Source organism: Brevundimonas faecalis, from assembly GCF_040549405.1.
GTDB lineage: Bacteria > Pseudomonadota > Alphaproteobacteria > Caulobacterales > Caulobacteraceae > Brevundimonas > Brevundimonas faecalis.
Window position 1 is genome coordinate 462,964 of the sequence record NZ_JBEPTF010000001.1, and the last position, 15,954, is coordinate 478,917.

Genomic DNA, 15,954 nt, shown 5'->3' on the forward strand with positions numbered 1-15,954 from the left:
CCTCAGGAATCGCGGCGATAGCTCATGGCGTAGACGAAGCGCGACGCCGGATGGGTCGTGTCCGAGGCCAGCATCAGCCGGTCGTCCCGGTCGTAGTAGCGGCGCAGGGTCTGGAGCGCCGCGCCGCCGCGTTCGGCCTTCAGCAGGCGCGCGGGCTCGACCCCCAGGGACAGGGCCGCGATCTCCTGCTCGATGCGCTGGACCACCACGCCGAAGTCGCGGGCGATCAGTTCCTGGATCGCGCCGTCCCAGGCGCGCAGGCGCGGCGCCAGGTCGGCGTAGGCCGGGGCGATGTAGATCTGCGACAGGGCCAGGGGCTTGCCGTCCTTGCGGCGCAGGCCGGAAACCACCAGCCAGGCCTCGTCCGAGACCAGGCCCAGCCTTTCCTGTTCGGACGGCTCCAGTCGACGCAGGCCGGCGCTGCGGATCTCCAACTGGGCGTCGCGCGCGTATTGCATCAGCTCCGTCACCCCGCCCAGGGGCTGGACGAAGGCCGGGGCCGCGCCGGTGCGCAGGACGGTGGTGCCCACGCCGCGCCGCCGCTCGACCAGGCCCGCCTCGAACAACAGGCGCAGGGCGTCGCGCGCCGTGTGGCGCGACACGTCGTAGATTTCGCACAGCTCGAACTCGGGCGGCAACTGGCCGCCGACCGGATAGCGCCCCGAGGCGATATCGGCCCTCAGGGCGTCGGCGAGCTGGCGATAGCGGGGTTGGCTCATGTCTGACCCTCGTGACGTGCGTCCGTCTTCTGCCATCAGGTCCGGACAAAGGGAAAGCCTTTCAATAGCCTTGGCCGAAGGTTTGGCCCGTCCCGTCTCGGCGGCGGACCGCGCGCGGGCGCGACGGCATCTGCTGGATTGGCTGGCCTGCGCCGTCGCGGGCGCGGTCGAGCCGGGCGCGGTCGAGCCGCGTCGCCTGGCCGCGCTGGAAGGCGAGGGGCCGTGCCGCGTCATCCGGGGCGGCCGTCTCGGACCCCAGGCGGCGGCCCTGGCCAACGGCCCGGCGGGCGCCCTTCTGGAAATGGACGACGTGGACAAGCGCGGCCTGCTGCATCCGGGGCCTGTGGTCTTCCCCGCCGTGCTGGCGGCGGCGGACGCGGCGGGCGTGGATGACGGCGCGGCGGTGCTGGACGCCGTGGTGCGCGGCTATGAGGCCATGATCCGCATCGGCCGCGCCGTGGGGCCGGGGCATGCGAGCCGCTTTCACGTCACGGCCAGTTGCGGCGGCTTCGGCGCGGCGGCGGGGGCGGCCTCGGTGCTGGGCCTCGATCCGCTGCGGACGGCCTGGGCCCTGGGCAATGCGGGACAGCAGGCCTTCGGCCTCTGGCAGGTGCGGCATGAGCCGGTCTTCACCAAGGCCCTGCACGACGGCCGGGCCGCCGCCAACGGCCTGGCCTCGGCCCTGCTGGCGCGCGACGGCTACGCCGGGCCGCTGGCGATCTTCGAGGGGCCGCACGGCTTCTTCCACGGCCTGTGTCCGGACGGCGCGCCCGAGGCCGTGCTGGACGGCGGCGACGCCTGGGCGATCCACGAGGTCAGCTTCAAGCCCCACGCCGCCTGCCGCCACGCCCATGCCGCCGTCGACGCCGTTCTGGACCTGCGGGAACAAGCGGCCGGGCGGGCCTTGCAGAGCCTGCGCATCGGAACCTACGGCGACGCCCTGACCTTTTGCGACCGGCCCTCGCCCCGCACGCCGGGCGAGGCCAAGTTCTCGTTGCAATACGCGGCCGCCGTCGCTTGGCTGCACGGCGACGCCGATCTGCCGCGCTTTACGTCCGAGGCCATCGCCGACTCGGCCGTCGCTGCCCTGCGCGACCGGGTCGAGCTGTCCCGCGACGCCGGATGCGACGCCCGCTATCCGGCGCGCTTCGGCGCCGTCGCCGAAGCCGTTCTGGCCGATGGAACGACCTTGCGCGCCGAGGCGCCCGACGCCCTGGGCGATCCGGAGAAGCCGCTGGACGACGCCGCCCTGATCGCCAAGGCGCGCGCCCTGTTCGCCTGGGGCGGCCTGACCGCCCCCGCGGCGGAGGCCCTGATCGCGGCGGCCTTGTCGCTGGGCGAGGGCGCGAGCCTGGCCGATGTCTGGGCCGCCGCGCCGGTCGATGTGGAGGAGACGCGATGACCAACCCCGGCGCCAATCCCAGTGCCAATCCGAGCGAACGTCTGGTCGACCACGCCCTGTCCCTGCGCTGGTCCGACGTCGATCCGGCGGCCCAGGCGGCGGCGCGGACCTTTCTGCACGACAGCCTGTGCGTCGGCGTCGCCGGCCGCAACGCCCCCTTCGCCGATGCGGTTCTGAGCGCCGCGCGCCTCTGGGGCGAGGGCGGCGTCTGCTCCGTCCTGGGTCGGTCCGACGCGTGCCTGCCCGCGCCCCAGGCCGCCTTCGTCAACGCCTTCCAGATTCACAGCCAGGAGTTCGACTGCGTCCACGAACCGGCCGTGGTCCATCCCCTGGCCACCATCGTCTCGGCCCTGTTCGCCGAGGTCGAGCGGTCCGGTCCCTATTCCGGCGAGGCGGTGCTGACGGCCCTGGTCGCGGGGGTGGACGTGTCGGCCTCCCTGGGCGTCGCGGCCTCGAACCCTCTGCGTTTCTTCCGCCCGGCGACGGCGGGAATCTTCGGCTGCGTCGCCGCCCTGATCAGTCTGACCAAGCCGGATCGGCAGGTCGCGCTGGACGCCTTCGGCTATGCCCTGTCCTTCGCCTCGGGCTCGATGCAGGCCCATGTGGAGGGCAAGGCGACCCTGCCGGTGCAGATGGGACAGGCGGCGCGCAACGCCGTCTCGGCCCTGGACCTGGCGCGGGCGGGCTTGCCGGGGCCGTCGCAGTCCATCGACGGCAGGTTCGGCTATCTGCCCCTGTTCGAGGGGGCGTTCGACCTCGATGCGGCCCTGGCCGACCTGGGCCGCCGCTTCCGCATCGCCGAGGTCAGCTGGAAGCCCTATCCCACCGGCCGCGCGGCCCAGGGCTGCATCGTCGCGACCGAGATGCTGATGCGCGACCACGGCCTGACGCCCGCGACGCTGGAGCGCCTGACCTACAGCGCCCCGCCCATCATCCACTATCTGGTCGGCCGTCCGGCGGTCGAGGGGATGAGCGTGGCCTACGCCCGCCTGTGCGCCGCCTGGCTGTCGGCCGTGACCCTGACGCGGGGGCGGCCCGTGGGGCTGGACGATTTCTCGGGGGCCTCCCTGGCCGATCCGGCGGTGCTGGACCTGGCCGGCCGGATCGAGGTGGTCGTGAACGACAATCCCGACCCCGCCGCCTTCGCCCCGGCCGAGGCCGTGGCGCGCTTCACCGACGGGCGTGAGGTCAGGTTGACGCTCCAGGCCCAGTTCGGCGCCCCCGACTGGCCCCTGAGCCGCGAACAGCACCTGGCCAAGGCCGCCGCCTGCCTGGCCTTCGGCGGCCTGCCCGACATTCACGCGCCGCTCGCGGCGCTGATCGACCAATTCGACCTGTTAGACGACGCCGCCAGGGCTTTCCGCCTGGCCGCGGGGAGAGACGACGCATGACCGACCTGCACCGCCACTACTGGCAGGACATGACGCCCCAGGGCCTGACCGCCGACCACCCTATCGGCGACGCCTTCACCCGCTACGCCACCACGGTCAGCCGCGACGAGCTGACGGCGCATCAGAACCGGCTGTTCATGCGCTGCGTCGACCGGGCGTGGAAGACCGACTTCTATCGCCGCCTGTGGGGCGACAAGGGGATCGAGCCGGGCGACATCCGCTCGCTGGAGGACCTGCCGCGCCTGCCGATCTTCGACAAGTCGGACATCATGGCCAGCCTGGACCGCGCCTCGCCTTTCGGCGACTTCGCCGGCTTCGAGGCTTATGAGCAGCGGCCGCCGGTCATCCTGCACACCACCTCGGGCACGACGGGCAAGCCCCAGGTCCTGCTGTTCGGCCCCAAGAGCCGCGAGGTGCAGAACATCCTTCTGGCCCGCCTCTATCGCTTCCAGGGCCTGCGCCCCGACGACATCGTCCACTCGGTCTACGGCCACGGCATGATCAACGGCGGCCACTATGTGCGCGAGGCCGTGACCCACTGGACCAGCGCGGTCTTCCTGTCGGCCGGGACGGGGGTGGAGACCCGCTCGGTGCAGCAGGTCGAGATCATGAAGAACTTCGGCGCCACCGTGATCGTGGGCTTCGCCGACTACATCAAGAAGCTGGCGACCGTCGCCCGCGAAATGGGGCTGGAGCCGGGACACGACATTCCGGTGCGGATGATCTCGGGCCACATGGGCCGTGAGGACAAGGCCGCCATCGGCGAGGCCTGGGGCGGCGCCCAATGCTTCGACTGGTACGGCGTCGGCGACACCGGCCTGATCGCCGCCGAGGGGCCGGATCGCGACGGCCTCTATGTCCAGGAGGACGCCCAGTATCTGGAGGTCTGCGACATCGACACCGGCAAGGTGATCGAGGACGGCGGCGTCGGCGACATGGTCTGCACCTGCCTGTTCAAGGACGACCTCTATCCGATCATCCGCTTCAACACCCACGACGTGACCCAGTGGAAGCCGGGCCAATCCTCCATCGGCGTCGAATACCGCCGGGTCGAGGGCTTCATGGGCCGGTCGGACAATATGGTGAAGATCCGCGGCATCAACATCTTCCCGCAGGGCGTCGGCCCGATGCTGGATGAGCACCCGGCCTTCGCCAAGGAGTTCATCTGCCGCGCGACCCGCGACGCCCAGGACCGCGACAGCTTCATCGTCGTGGCCGAGGCCACCGATCTGTCGCCCGCGACGGCCCAGGCTTTCGGGGATATCCTGAAGCGCAAGATCGGCATCGAACCGGTGATCGAACTGGTCGAGCGCGGCGCCACCGCCGCCCTGACCCAGATCGACGTGCGCCAGAAGCCGATCCGCCTGATCGACGAACGGTTCAAGAAGTAAGGGAGCGCCCGCCGTGGCCTTTTCCAATCCGGTGGTCGAGGCGGGCGTCGCCGGCCTGGCGGCGCTGTTCCGAGAGCGCGCCGTCACGCCGTCGGAGGCGGTCGAGGTCTATCTGAGCCGGATCGAGCGGCTGAACCCGCGCCTCAACGCCTTCCTGGCCGTGGACGCCGAGGGCGCGCGGGCGGCGGCCCTGGCCAGCGGCGCGCGCTGGGCGGCGGGGCGGCCCCTGTCGCCGATCGACGGGGTTCCCATCGGGATCAAGGCCAATATCGCCTCCGTCGGCCTGCCCCTGCACGCGGGGATCGACGCCTATCGCGATCAGGTGGCGGACCACGACGCCGTCTGCGTGGCGCGGCTGAAGGCGGCGGGGGCGGTGATCCTGGGCGTGCTGAACATGCACGAGGGGGCGCTGGGGGCCACGACCGACAATCCCGCCTTCGGCCGCTGCCAGAATCCGCACTGGAGCGGCTTCACGCCCGGCGGCTCGTCCGGCGGGTCGGGCGCGGCGGCGGCGGCGGGTCTGTGCGCGGCGGCCCTGGGCACGGACACCATGGGCAGCGTCCGCATCCCCTCGGGCTATTGCGGAATCTTCGGGTTGAAGCCGGGCCGGGGCCGCGTCTCGACCGAGGGCGTCATCCCCCTGTCCTGGACCCTCGATAACGTCGGCCCCCACGCCCGCTCGGCCGAGGACTGCCGCCTGGTGTTCGAGGCCATGGCCGAGGGCGCGGCCGCGCTGTCCGCAGAGGGCCGGCCCTGGGCGGCGCTGGACTTCTCGGGACAGGTCCGGGTCGATCCCCGCGTGGTCTGGGCCTTCGAAGATCGTCTTCAGGCCGCGCGCGACCTGGGGCTGGCGGTCGAGACCCTGCGGCTGGACGACTACGACTTCGGCGCCGTGCGGCGGCTGGGACTGCTGATCTCCGAGGTCGAGGGCCATGTGGTGCATGAGGCGCGCCTGGCCGAACGCCCTGAAGGCTTCTCCAGGGCCTTCGCCGACGGCCTGGCCTGGGGCGCGCGCCAGCCTGCGCCGCGCCTGGCCAAGGCCTATCGCGAGCTGGAGACGACGGCGGCCCGGCTGCGCGCGCGCCTGTCCGGTTATGCGGGTCTGCTGTCGCCCACGACGCCCCAGTTCGCCTTCGTCTTCGACGATCCGGTCCCGGTCAATCAGGCCGATTTCACCGCCATGGCCAATGTCGCGGGGATGCCGGCGGCCGCCTTCCCCTCGGGGCTGACGGGCGGGATGGACGGGGGGCTGCCCCTGTCGGTCCAGGTCATGGCCTGGACCGAGGCCGACGCCCTCGACCTGGCCCAGACCCTGGCGCGGCCCGTCTTCACCCCGCCCGACTTCGCGGGCTGAGACGCTTCAGCGGAAGGGGAAGACCGGCGTCCGCTTCTGCAGGAAGGCGTCGCGACCCTCGCGGAAGTCCTCGCCCTCCAGCGAATCCAGGAACCAGGCGCGGGTCGCGTCGTCGTCCTGGGTCTGGCCGTCCAGGATGCGGCGGATCACGGCCTTGGTGCGCCGCGCCGACCACTGAGAGGCCGTGGCGATGGCCTCGGCCTTGGCCGCGACGGCGGCTTCCAGCTCTTCCGGCGGACAGGCGGCGTCGATCAGGCCCAGGTCCAGGGCCTCCGCCGCGCTCAGGATGCGGCCGGTGTAGAGGATGTCCTTGGCCGCCGAGGGGCCGACCGCCTCGACCAGGCGGCGGGTGTCGCCCAGGCTGTACATCAGGCCCAGCTTGCCCGGGGTGATGCCCAGCTTGGCCCTGTCCGAGGCCATGCGGATGTCGCAGCACAGGGCCAGGCCCAGGCCGCCGCCGACGCAGGGGCCGGGGATGGCGGCGATGGTCGGCTTCGACAGATTGGCCAGGGCCTCCATCGCCTCGGCGATCTCGGCGGCGTAGGCGGCGGCGCTGTCGCGGGTGGCGTAGACCGTCTCGAACTCGGCGATGTCCGCCCCGGCGGCGAAGGCGCCGCCCGCCCCGGTGACGACCAGGACCTTGACCGCCGCATCGGCCTCGACCGCCGCCACGGCCTGGGGCAGGGCGCGCCACATGGCCTGGGTCAGGGCGTTGCGCTTGTCCGGACGGTTCAGGGTCAGGACGGCGACGTCTCCGTCGCCGGTCAGGACCAGGGCGTCGTCGGCGAAAGTCTGGGACATGGGGCGGCCTTCAAGGCTTGTGTCAAAAAACATATTGAGTATACCTTTATATCATTCGCTGGGCGTTCGACAGCGACATCGAGATTTCCGAGGGAAAATCCATGGCCGACCTCCGCAAAGAAATGCCCCTTCTGGCCCGCCACGAAGGCGTCTGGGAAGGCGTCTACATCCACGTCGATACGGACAACAACGTCATCGACCGCCACAGGTCGCGCCTCCAGTGCCAGTTCCCCAGCGAGACCGAATACTACCAGATCAACACCTACACCTGGGACGACGGCCGGACCGAGGAAATCCACTTCCCCTCGACCTATCGCGACGGAAAGATCTGGTGGGACAATGAGCGGATCATCGGCAATTGCTGGGAGGCCGACGCCCAGACCATCATGCTGCGCTGGGAACGCAAGGACCTGCCGAACGCGTATCTCTACGAGATGATCCAGCTCTCGGCCGACGGCAATCAACGGGCCCGCACCTGGCACTGGTTCGAGAACGACGAACTGTTCAAGCGCACCTGCATCAAGGAAACGCGCGTCGCCTGACCTCCGGCCTGACGGTTGAAAAGAGAAGCCCTCGAAGATCGCTCTTCGAGGGCTTTTCCTTTGGGCCTCAGTGACCGCTTTGCCGGGTCGGTTGCGGGTTGGCGCGGCGTTCGGCGTCGATGCCGGCGCGGGCCACGGTCCAACTGGTGGCGTTCGGCCGGGCGTCGTCCAGAGGCGGCGGCGCGGCATAGGCCGGATAGTCCGTCGCGATGGCGTCGCGCAGCACCTGGGGCAGGGCCTCGATCCCTTCGACCGGTTGGGACATGGCGTTGAACACCATCAGGCCGGAGCGGCTGCCCATCTTCATGAAGGGCATCCAGGGCGCGATGCGGACCCAGGACAGGACGGCGTTCGCCGTGTCCGTGCGGCTGCTGACCAGGGTGCGGCGGTCGGCGGCGAAGTCGAAGATCTCCATCGCGTGATAGTGGTTGCCGACGTAGTCCTGGTAATCGCCCGCCATGGGGTTGGGATAGAAGAGCGGGATTTCCGCCGGCATGAAGACCCGGTCGCCCTGGATGCGGAAGGGGGCGACGAAGGGCCTGCCCTGGGCGTCGCGCTCGAACATCGGGCGCTGGTTGACCGGATCATTGGCGACGTGGGCCACCGACACCTCGGCGCCGGTCCAGGGGTTCTTCCAGCTGTCGATCCTCTGCCCCGTGACGGGGTCGAGGTAGAGCATGAGTTCGCGCGACACCAGGCGGAAGCCCTGGCCCCGCACCGGGTCCTGAACCGTGCCGCACTGGCGGATGTTCATGCCCTCGACCTTGAACAGCAGGCGGTCGGGCTCGCCCTCGACGCGCGACCAGACATTGCCGCTCCAGTGATAGACCAGAGGCTTTCCGTCGATGGTCGAGCAGTTGATCTTGCGCATGGCCGCCAGGGCGTCGCGCGGCTGGGTCAGGTCCAGGTCGGCCGCCGAGGCCGACTGCGCCGTCGCCAGACATGAAAAAGCGGCGATCAGGGCCGCCGCGGTCGTCTTCAGATAGGATTTCAAGGTTCGACTCCGAACGACAGAGAAGTTCACCGGGATCTTCGCCGGATCAGGGCGAGGAGAAGAAGCCCCGAAGCCGTCAGGCTCCGGGGCTGAAGGGGCCTTAGAACTGATAGCCCAGGCTGACGCCCATCATGCGCCGGTCGGCGCCGGTGACCAGGGGCGAGGCCACCGAATAGTTGACCGAGTCATAGAAGCGCACGGCCGCCGTCGGCGTATCGTCGTCCAGCAGGTTGTTGACGAAGAACTGGTAGCTCAGCGCCTCGGACCGCAGGGCCAGGCGCAGGTCGACCGTGGTCTTGGCGCCGAAGTACTGCATGTTGTCGGCGCGGACGTAGGTCTTGCTCTGGTGCTGGACGTCCAGGCGTCCCTCGAAGCGATAATCGCCCCAGGCCGCCATCTCGAAGCGCGGCGACAGGGTGATCTTGTGGTCCGGCACATAGGGCAGGTGGCGGCCGTCGAAGTCCCAGGCCGGCAGGCCCAGCGCAGCCAGGGTGCCGTCCAGCGAGGCGTCGGCGAACTTCTCGTACCGCGCGCGGGTCCAGGCGTAGCTGCCCACGATCGAGAAGTGGTCGTTGAAGTAGAAGTGACCGTCCATCTCCAGGCCCGACACCTTCGCCTCGGCGACGTTGCAGGTATAGGTGCGCTGGGTCGAGGTCGAGCCGGGCGGGAAGGCCGAGGCCGGGTTCTGGCAGGCCGCCTGCTGGTCCGACCAGTCGGTGTGGAACAGGGCGACATTGGTGCGCAGGCGACGGTTCATCCAGTCGAACTTGCCGCCGATCTCATAGTTCCAGCTGGTCTCCGGCTCGAAGGTGCGCTGGTTGGCGAAGATGTTGATATTGGGGTTGAAACCGCCGGTCTTCACCCCGCGCGCGACGCTGGCGTACAGCATCTTGCCGGGCTCGATCTTGTAGTCGACGATCAGGCGCGGCGTGGTGAAGCTGAAGTCCTTCTCCAGATCGAACCGCGCGTATGACGGTTGTTCGGCGGCGGTCAGCGGCGGCGTCGTCGGCGCCGTGCGGGTCGGCGCCTGGTGATAGGTCTGTTCTTCCTTCTGGTAGCGCGCCTCCAGCGTCGCCGACAGCTTGTCGGTGAAGGCGTAGGTGGCCGAGCCGAACACCGACCAGCTCTTCGTCGTATTGACGATGTTCGGATAGCCGAAGCGCGAGGCGTTGGTGGCCGACAGGCCGGCCAGGCTGCGCTGAACGACGTCGGCGTCGCCGTCATAGTAGTAGGCGCCGACCAGCCAGCTCAGGGGGCCGTCGCCGTTGGACGACAGACGCAGTTCCTGGCTGAAGTCGGTATAGGTCTCTTCGGCCGACGACGTGGCGAAGCCCGAGGCTCCAACCGGGATCAGGCTGCCGGGCGCGAAGGGATAGCCGAAGTTGGGGCATCCGCCTGTGCGATCGCAGACAGTGTTGTCGCCGTCATAGGTGAACTCGGCGTTGCGCTTGGCGTAGGCCGTGATCGACTTCAGCGAAAAGCCGTCGAAGTCGTAGTTCAGGTCCAGGCTGGCGCGGAAGGTGTCCTGGCGCGTGCCGTAATCACCGACCTCGGCTGCCGTGCGCTTGGTGTTGACGTTGATGCGGCGGCCCAGGGGCTGGACCTCGCCGACATAGAGCTGGTTGCGGATGGTGCCGACGGGCGCGCCGCCGACCTGCAGCGGATAGGCGTTGGTGCGCTGGACCTCGGACGCGGGCTGGCCGGAATCCTCTTCGCTGCCCGTCAGGCGCAGGATGGCCGAGAAGCGGTCCGTCGGCGTGAAGTCCAGGGTCAGCATGCCGCCGTAGGACTGGCTGTAGTCGACCTTGCCGCCGTCGATGGCGCTGACGTACCAGCCGTCGAATTCGCGGCCGTAGGCGCCGACGCTGAAGCGCAGGGTGTCGGTGATGGGGCCGCTGATCCCGGCGGTCAGCTTGCGCAGGCCGTGGTCGCCGGCGGTGGCCTCGATGTGACCCTTCAGCTCGTCCGACGGACGGGCGCTGATGTAGTTGATGGCGCCGGCGAAGGTGTTTTGTCCGTACAGGGCCGACTGCGGCCCGCGCACCACCTCGATCCGCTGCAGGTCGGCCATCTCGATGTCCACCCCGGCCTTGCCGCTCAGATAGACGCCGTCAAGGAAGACGCCGACGTTCAACTGGCCGTAGGTCTGGGCCGCGCCGCGGATGATGGGCAACTGGTTCTGGGCGCCGAACAGGGGCGTGAAGCTGAGGCCCGGCGCGATCTTGGCCAGGTCGGCCAGACGTTCGACCCGCGCCGACTTCAGCTCCTCGGACGTGACCGCGGCTATGGCCAGGGGGGTGTCCTGCAGCGACTCCTCCCGGCGACGCGCGGTGACGATGACGTCGTCGACGACCTGGGCCTGCTGGCCGGCGTCCTGCGCCCGAACCTGTTGGCCGGCGGCCAGACTCCCCAGCGCGACCGATGCGGCCAGCGCCGCCTTGAAATATCGAGACACTGCCTTTTTCTCCCCGGTGTTTTTGTTGGGGCTAAATGGTATAACAATAGCCCTTTGCGAACTGTCGGCGTTTTTGGGCAAAGATCAACAGTTTTTTTACGCCGTAGCGCGGGGCGATGCGGGGCAAAGGGGTTCCGAACGGCTTCAAAAGGTCCGGACTTTTGTTCGGTCGTATTGGGCAGGCGCCGTCGAGGCGCGTCGGCCGCGGCGCAAGGGTGCTGATCCGACGTCCTTTTTCGCCGAACAGGCGCGCTCAGAGCAGCCGATCGACGCCGAACAGCAGCTTCAGCGCCTGATCGGCGCGCGTCATCAGGAATACGAGAAAGGTATCCATACCCAGTCCTCCACCATGGGGCGGGGCGCGGGACAAGTTACAACCTCGTCATTCCCTTGCGACGTTTCGGCGCCGTGATAGGCATGAGATCATGACGCAAGGCCCGCTCCTTCCCGCCGTCGACTGGTCCGCGCTGTTGCGCCGGGCGCCCCATTTCAGCGCGGCGATCGTGGACGCCCTGTGCGAGGCCGGTCCGGCCGCCTTCGCCCCCCATGTCCGCGCCGTTTATTATTTCGACCTGTTCGACGCCCAGGTGTCGAACGGCGGGGTGGATCAGTATTTCGACAATGCGGCCGCCCGGATGGACGAGGCCGCCCAGGTTCCGGCCCTGATCGCCGCCAACCCGGTCTATGCGCCCGCTCTGTCCCTGATCGAGGAAGCCCACGCCGTCTGGAGCCGGCTGGCTCATCTCCATCCCGAGGCGGGGGAGGGCGACGACGAAGACGAAGACGAAGACGAAGACGAAGACGAAGACGAAGAGGTGTGGGACGCCTATCAGGCGGCGCTTGAACCCCATGCCGAACGGCTCGAAGCGATCGCTCAGGCCTTCTTCGCCGTCCATCATCGCATCCGGGCGGATCTGGAAGCCGACATCCTGCGCGACCCGCACCGCTATTTCCGCATCACAGAGATTCCGGGCCTCGTTGGCCGCGGCGTCGAGCATGTGATCCTGGAAGACGGCGCCTATCGACTGCGGTTCGAGGACGGCTTCCCGGTCGGCCCCAACCTCTTCGAAGGCGAGGACGGCGCCTGCGACGTGGTCTGGTTCTCGCGCGACCGCACCCTGCTGCAGGCCGAGACTCCGGCCTATGGCGCTCAGCGCCGTCGCGACTGGATCCACTATCCTAGCCAGGCGAGCGGCACCTGGACCTTCGGCTTCGACTTCATGGGCGAGGGCCAGTCGGTTCGCGACGACCGCCTGTCGTTGAGCCATGGCCATCACGGCCTGCATGAGTATTTCACCGCCGACGGCCGCCGGGAGAGCAGTTCGCTCTACTGGCATGGCGAGGAGATGTGCGGCGAGCACTTCTACCTCGACGGAACGCCCCTGCTGCGCACCCGGCGACAGGGGCAGGGCGAGCACCGGACCCGATACTGGCCGAACGGCGCCCTCAACACCGAGAGTCTGACGGATCGCGACGGGCGCGAGCGCTACCTGCGCTGCCTCGACGCCGACGGCCGCGACCTGGCGCCCGGAGGGACCGGCAGGCTGGTGGAGATGCTGAGCCTGGACGCCGAGATGCGGCAGTGGCTGGAAGGCGAACTGGTCGGCGGCTTCCTCACCGGCGAGGCGCGGCGGATGGCGAGCCGTCCGGACGGAAGCGCGCCGCGCGAGACCGAGCGCCGCTTCTTCAAGAACGGCCGGGCGCAGTAGGGAAGGCGTCCGGCCCCTGCGGCATGGTCGATGAGGGGCGGCTCTGAACCTACCTGCGGCCCCTTCCGGCGCCGGGGACCTTGGCGTTCAGGGTTCGATAGCGGCTTTCGCACTGCGTCGCGCTGAAGTTGAACTGGTTGATGCTCTCTACGCCTTCTCGATACTTGCGCTCATAGAACTGCCGCTCGCGCGAGGTCCGTACGTCGGCGGACGGCATGGTCGCGCTACTAAGCGCGCTCAGGCGGGCTTCAGGCAGGATATCGCTGCAGGCGCCCAGAAGCATGAAGACATCGCCGCGCGCGAAGATGGCGGGGGTCTGCCAGGAGGCCAGCCCCGCACCTTGAAGGATGTCGTCGGCCATCATGCGTCGGCTGGCGGCGCGATCGAAATTGGCGGGTGCGGTAATGTAGTCTCGCGTGACGATGTGTGACGTCGCCGCCGCGCAGGCGCGGTCCAGCCATTCCACCATCCGATGGGTGGGCTCGGCCGTCCGTTCCCTCGCGGTGGCTCCATCGGAGGCGGCCTGACCCAGGCGCGCGAACTCGGCGACATGCGCGCGCATGGACTCTAGCACCCACTGCTCGCGAACGGCGGGACTGGGGCTGTTGAGTTTCGGCTCGGATAACTCCGCCTCTATCGCCTCGCTAAAGAAGGGCGACACTGAATAGCCCAACTGATGGCATTGGCTGGACGCAGCGGCTATGCGGCCCAGTTCGTCGTCCAACTGGCGCGCCATGCCCTGGTCCGCGGGCGTCGCCGACAGTTGAATCGCCGCCCAGACGGCAAGTGCTGCGTAACCCATGTTTCCCCCTGTCCCTGGCCCGAAGCCTTGTCTCAGACGCCTTGCCCTGTCCAGAACGATAGGGCGGATTCTGTTTTTTCGTGCTCGACGCCGGGCGAGGCCTGTCCCGCGTCGCTTCGAGACGTTGATCACGCCGCCCGCAAGCGCGGCTCCTGCGGCCGGGGCCTGGGTCGTCAGTCAGCTGACGAACAATCTGCCGAGGGTCTGGCCGATGACGCTGGGGAGGGCCGACTTCAGGTTGTCTCCGAAGCTGGAGCTGTCAATCAGAGGTTATTATTTTTCTTCGACAATTCGAACGCCAAGTTCAATAAGTCGATATATTATCGTGTTCTTTAGGTCTGAATTTGTTACTGATAGGTCGAATATCTTTCCATTCCCATCTCTAAAGCATACTGTTGTAGATACTGGAGTTTTTTCAATAAAATAATCATCAATAGATAGATTGTTCCGAAATATTAATTCATCTGGATTGGGCGTGACTTCGTTGTTTTGAGTTACCATTTTCCAAAATCTCCATAGTACGTTGTTACATCTCGTGGGCTGGGACCCTAGAAAATGTGGTTTGGAAGTGGCTGTGCACTCGGATTTGTCTGTAATGCTCGGAAGTGCAGTGCATTTGCTAGCTCCATATCAGCAGGATAGGCCCAATTTTCCAGCACACGCCCCCGAAGTGGCGATATCGCCGCTGTCTGCGGCGACGGTAAATCGTTAGTTTCCGTAAACTGAAGCGGCTAAAAGCATCTGAGCGGCCATACGCCAAGTAATCATTTCGACATCGACAACTTCACCCATATTTTTGTAAAAGCCGTTCATATCGTTTGCAAAGCCGGATAGCCCTTCAAGAAATTCGCTGAGGTCGTCATTTTGCCATTCGCTCCGCCGTTCACGAAAATCGTCATTCAAATATTTAATAAATTTGATGAAGTCTTGCCTATTTTTGACCGAGGCGGAAAACTCAAAAAGTTCATCACCAGTCATAATTATTTCCCCGATCGAATGAGAATGGATTCACCATTGTTCTGTGTTGTGAACTTGAAAAGCTCGCGCTTCGGGATGGAATCGAGTTTCTGATAGGGAATTTCGATACCAGCCTTTTGGAAGGCGTATAGACGTCTGTTATCCAAAGTGAAAATCATGCCTTCCTTATCCGCGATGCGGATTGGTGAAACCGTCCTCGGATCGATGGACTTGTTGGCTAGGCCGGTTGCAAAATCATCGACCGAGCCGAATGGCGGTTTGAATGAGGCTCCTGCGCTATCTTGGCTAAACCGAATGAGTGCAGGATCAACTGTGCCCGTCGTTGGCAATGCTGCAAAGCCATCAGCCGTGAGAAATGTTCTCTCTGCGGCAGCTCTAGGAGCCATGCCTACAGCGGTTTTCGGTCCGCCGACGAACACTGAGGCCACGGTGATGGCCGGTTCCGCCATCATGTGTCCGGACACGTTCTGCGGGCTGTTCCAACGCAGGCCGTCCCAGGACCGTATCGATCACGCCGTAGGGCGCGGCGAACGTGCTGGCGAACCCGCCGTGCGCGCGCTCCAGAGCGGCGCGCACGGTGAGGCCCGCATTCGTCGCATTGGAACGGGTGACGCTGCGCATGCCGCTGACACCGGCGGCGTGATCGAACATGTCTCGAATGGCGGATTGCCGAAGCCCGATGTCGCCGCCGAACCATGTCGCCAGGTTGGAAGGGGGCGACGGACGCAAGGTCGTCTCGCCGAAGCCTCGCGGCCTTGAGGGCTGCAGGCTCCAAGCGTTGAAGAAGTCGTTCCATGCTCCTTGCAGGGCTTTCGGAGTCTGCTTGACGCCCGTGACGATCACGTCGGCGACCTGGGTTGCGTCTTCGGAAGCCCATGTCAGGGAGGTGGAGAGCGTGGTTCGGGTGTGATCGACCGTGCCGCCGAAGGCGCGGCCTAGCGACGAGAAGGCCTGACGAGCGCCGCCGGCTATGTGGTTGTAGCCGTTCGAAACGGCGTTCTTGAAGCTGTCCCATCCCCGTTGGAGGAGGTTCCGCTCGGTGGAGCGTCCGCCCCTGACGAATTCATTCGGCTCCACGAAATAGCGGTTGAGATCGGGAACGAGCTGGCCGGTTTCCGGGTTGATCCGCACGGTCGCGGGCCAGAGTCCCTTGTCCTTGCCCTGAACAGGCGGCGTGGTCAGTTGTTTGGCGACGATGCCGCCGAGGGTATTGCCGATGACGCTGGGGAGGGATGACTTCAGGTTGTCGCCGAAGCTGGAGCCTTCAATCAGAGATTGTGCGCCCGCACCCTCCAGCCCGGCTACGCCGGACTTGTTGCGTCAACCAGAGAATAAGGTCCTTTGGCTTCAGTAGCTGTGTGCGCCAAAACAGCTTTATTCGCCGCAACATTGATGGAGATTTTCTTTGCGACAACA

General features: G+C 67.0%; 15 protein-coding genes. 7 read left to right on the forward strand and 8 right to left on the reverse strand.

Annotated elements, in window-relative coordinates:
* Positions 1–2 precede the first annotated feature (2 nt).
* Positions 3–719, reverse strand: coding sequence for a GntR family transcriptional regulator (locus tag ABIE19_RS02190; RefSeq protein ID WP_354087477.1), 717 nt, complete (start codon positions 717–719; stop codon positions 3–5).
* Between the two features lie 70 nt (positions 720–789).
* On the opposite strand from ABIE19_RS02190, the gene ABIE19_RS02195 reads away from it, so the two are divergent.
* From ABIE19_RS02195 to ABIE19_RS02210, 4 genes are read left to right on the forward strand one after another with little or no spacing between them, the layout of a single operon-like run.
* Complete coding sequence (locus ABIE19_RS02195; protein WP_354087478.1) at positions 790–2,121, forward strand: MmgE/PrpD family protein; 1,332 nt, start codon at positions 790–792, stop codon at positions 2,119–2,121.
* On the forward strand, positions 2,118–3,512 hold the full coding sequence (locus tag ABIE19_RS02200) for an MmgE/PrpD family protein (protein WP_354087479.1): 1,395 nt from the start codon (positions 2,118–2,120) through the stop codon (positions 3,510–3,512). Before ABIE19_RS02195 ends, ABIE19_RS02200 begins: the two co-directional genes overlap by 4 nt.
* Entirely contained in the window at positions 3,509–4,903 is a 1,395-nt protein-coding gene (locus tag ABIE19_RS02205) for a phenylacetate--CoA ligase family protein (RefSeq protein ID WP_354087480.1), read from the forward strand. Before ABIE19_RS02200 ends, ABIE19_RS02205 begins: the two co-directional genes overlap by 4 nt.
* Before the next feature lie 13 nt (positions 4,904–4,916).
* Positions 4,917–6,257 carry an amidase gene (locus tag ABIE19_RS02210; RefSeq protein WP_354087481.1) on the forward strand — a complete coding sequence of 447 codons (1,341 nt, stop codon included), beginning with the start codon at positions 4,917–4,919 and terminating at the stop codon, positions 6,255–6,257.
* 6 nt (positions 6,258–6,263) lie between these two features.
* On the opposite strand, the gene ABIE19_RS02215 is transcribed toward ABIE19_RS02210, so the two are convergent.
* Positions 6,264–7,058: an enoyl-CoA hydratase-related protein gene (locus tag ABIE19_RS02215; protein WP_354087482.1), complete on the reverse strand. Its 795-nt coding sequence runs from the start codon at positions 7,056–7,058 to the stop codon at positions 6,264–6,266.
* A 101-nt stretch (positions 7,059–7,159) separates the two neighbouring features.
* On the opposite strand from ABIE19_RS02215, the gene ABIE19_RS02220 reads away from it, so the two are divergent.
* Positions 7,160–7,600, forward strand: coding sequence for a hypothetical protein (locus ABIE19_RS02220; RefSeq protein WP_354087483.1), 441 nt, complete (start codon positions 7,160–7,162; stop codon positions 7,598–7,600).
* A 67-nt stretch (positions 7,601–7,667) separates the two neighbouring features.
* Here the strand turns inward: ABIE19_RS02220 and ABIE19_RS02225 are convergent, their stop codons facing one another.
* A complete protein-coding gene (locus tag ABIE19_RS02225) occupies positions 7,668–8,594 on the reverse strand; it encodes a DUF1838 family protein (RefSeq protein WP_354087484.1) in 927 nt (308 codons plus the stop codon).
* A 100-nt stretch (positions 8,595–8,694) separates the two neighbouring features.
* Positions 8,695–11,049 carry a TonB-dependent receptor gene (locus ABIE19_RS02230; protein ID WP_354087485.1) on the reverse strand — a complete coding sequence of 785 codons (2,355 nt, stop codon included), beginning with the start codon at positions 11,047–11,049 and terminating at the stop codon, positions 8,695–8,697.
* Here ABIE19_RS02230 and ABIE19_RS02235 point away from each other — a divergent pair.
* On the forward strand, positions 11,033–11,461 hold the full coding sequence (locus ABIE19_RS02235) for a hypothetical protein (RefSeq protein ID WP_354087486.1): 429 nt from the start codon (positions 11,033–11,035) through the stop codon (positions 11,459–11,461). The two genes, ABIE19_RS02230 and ABIE19_RS02235, sit on opposite strands and share 17 nt — an antisense overlap.
* A gap of 13 nt (positions 11,462–11,474) precedes the next feature.
* Positions 11,475–12,758 carry a DMP19 family protein gene (locus ABIE19_RS02240; RefSeq protein ID WP_354087487.1) on the forward strand — a complete coding sequence of 428 codons (1,284 nt, stop codon included), beginning with the start codon at positions 11,475–11,477 and terminating at the stop codon, positions 12,756–12,758.
* A 49-nt stretch (positions 12,759–12,807) separates the two neighbouring features.
* Here ABIE19_RS02240 and ABIE19_RS02245 read toward each other — a convergent pair whose 3' ends face one another.
* From ABIE19_RS02245 to ABIE19_RS02260, 4 genes are all read right to left on the reverse strand, one after another.
* On the reverse strand, positions 12,808–13,560 hold the full coding sequence (locus tag ABIE19_RS02245; RefSeq protein ID WP_354087488.1) for a hypothetical protein: 753 nt from the start codon (positions 13,558–13,560) through the stop codon (positions 12,808–12,810).
* Positions 13,561–14,268: 708 nt separating this feature from the next.
* Complete coding sequence (locus tag ABIE19_RS02250) at positions 14,269–14,538, reverse strand: DUF7660 family protein (protein ID WP_354087489.1); 270 nt, start codon at positions 14,536–14,538, stop codon at positions 14,269–14,271.
* 2 nt (positions 14,539–14,540) lie between these two features.
* Positions 14,541–14,966 carry a hypothetical protein gene (locus ABIE19_RS02255; RefSeq protein WP_354087490.1) on the reverse strand — a complete coding sequence of 142 codons (426 nt, stop codon included), beginning with the start codon at positions 14,964–14,966 and terminating at the stop codon, positions 14,541–14,543.
* On the reverse strand, positions 14,914–15,669 hold the full coding sequence (locus tag ABIE19_RS02260; RefSeq protein ID WP_354087491.1) for a hypothetical protein: 756 nt from the start codon (positions 15,667–15,669) through the stop codon (positions 14,914–14,916). Before ABIE19_RS02260 ends, ABIE19_RS02255 begins: the two co-directional genes overlap by 53 nt.
* Positions 15,670–15,954: the final 285 nt, after the last annotated feature.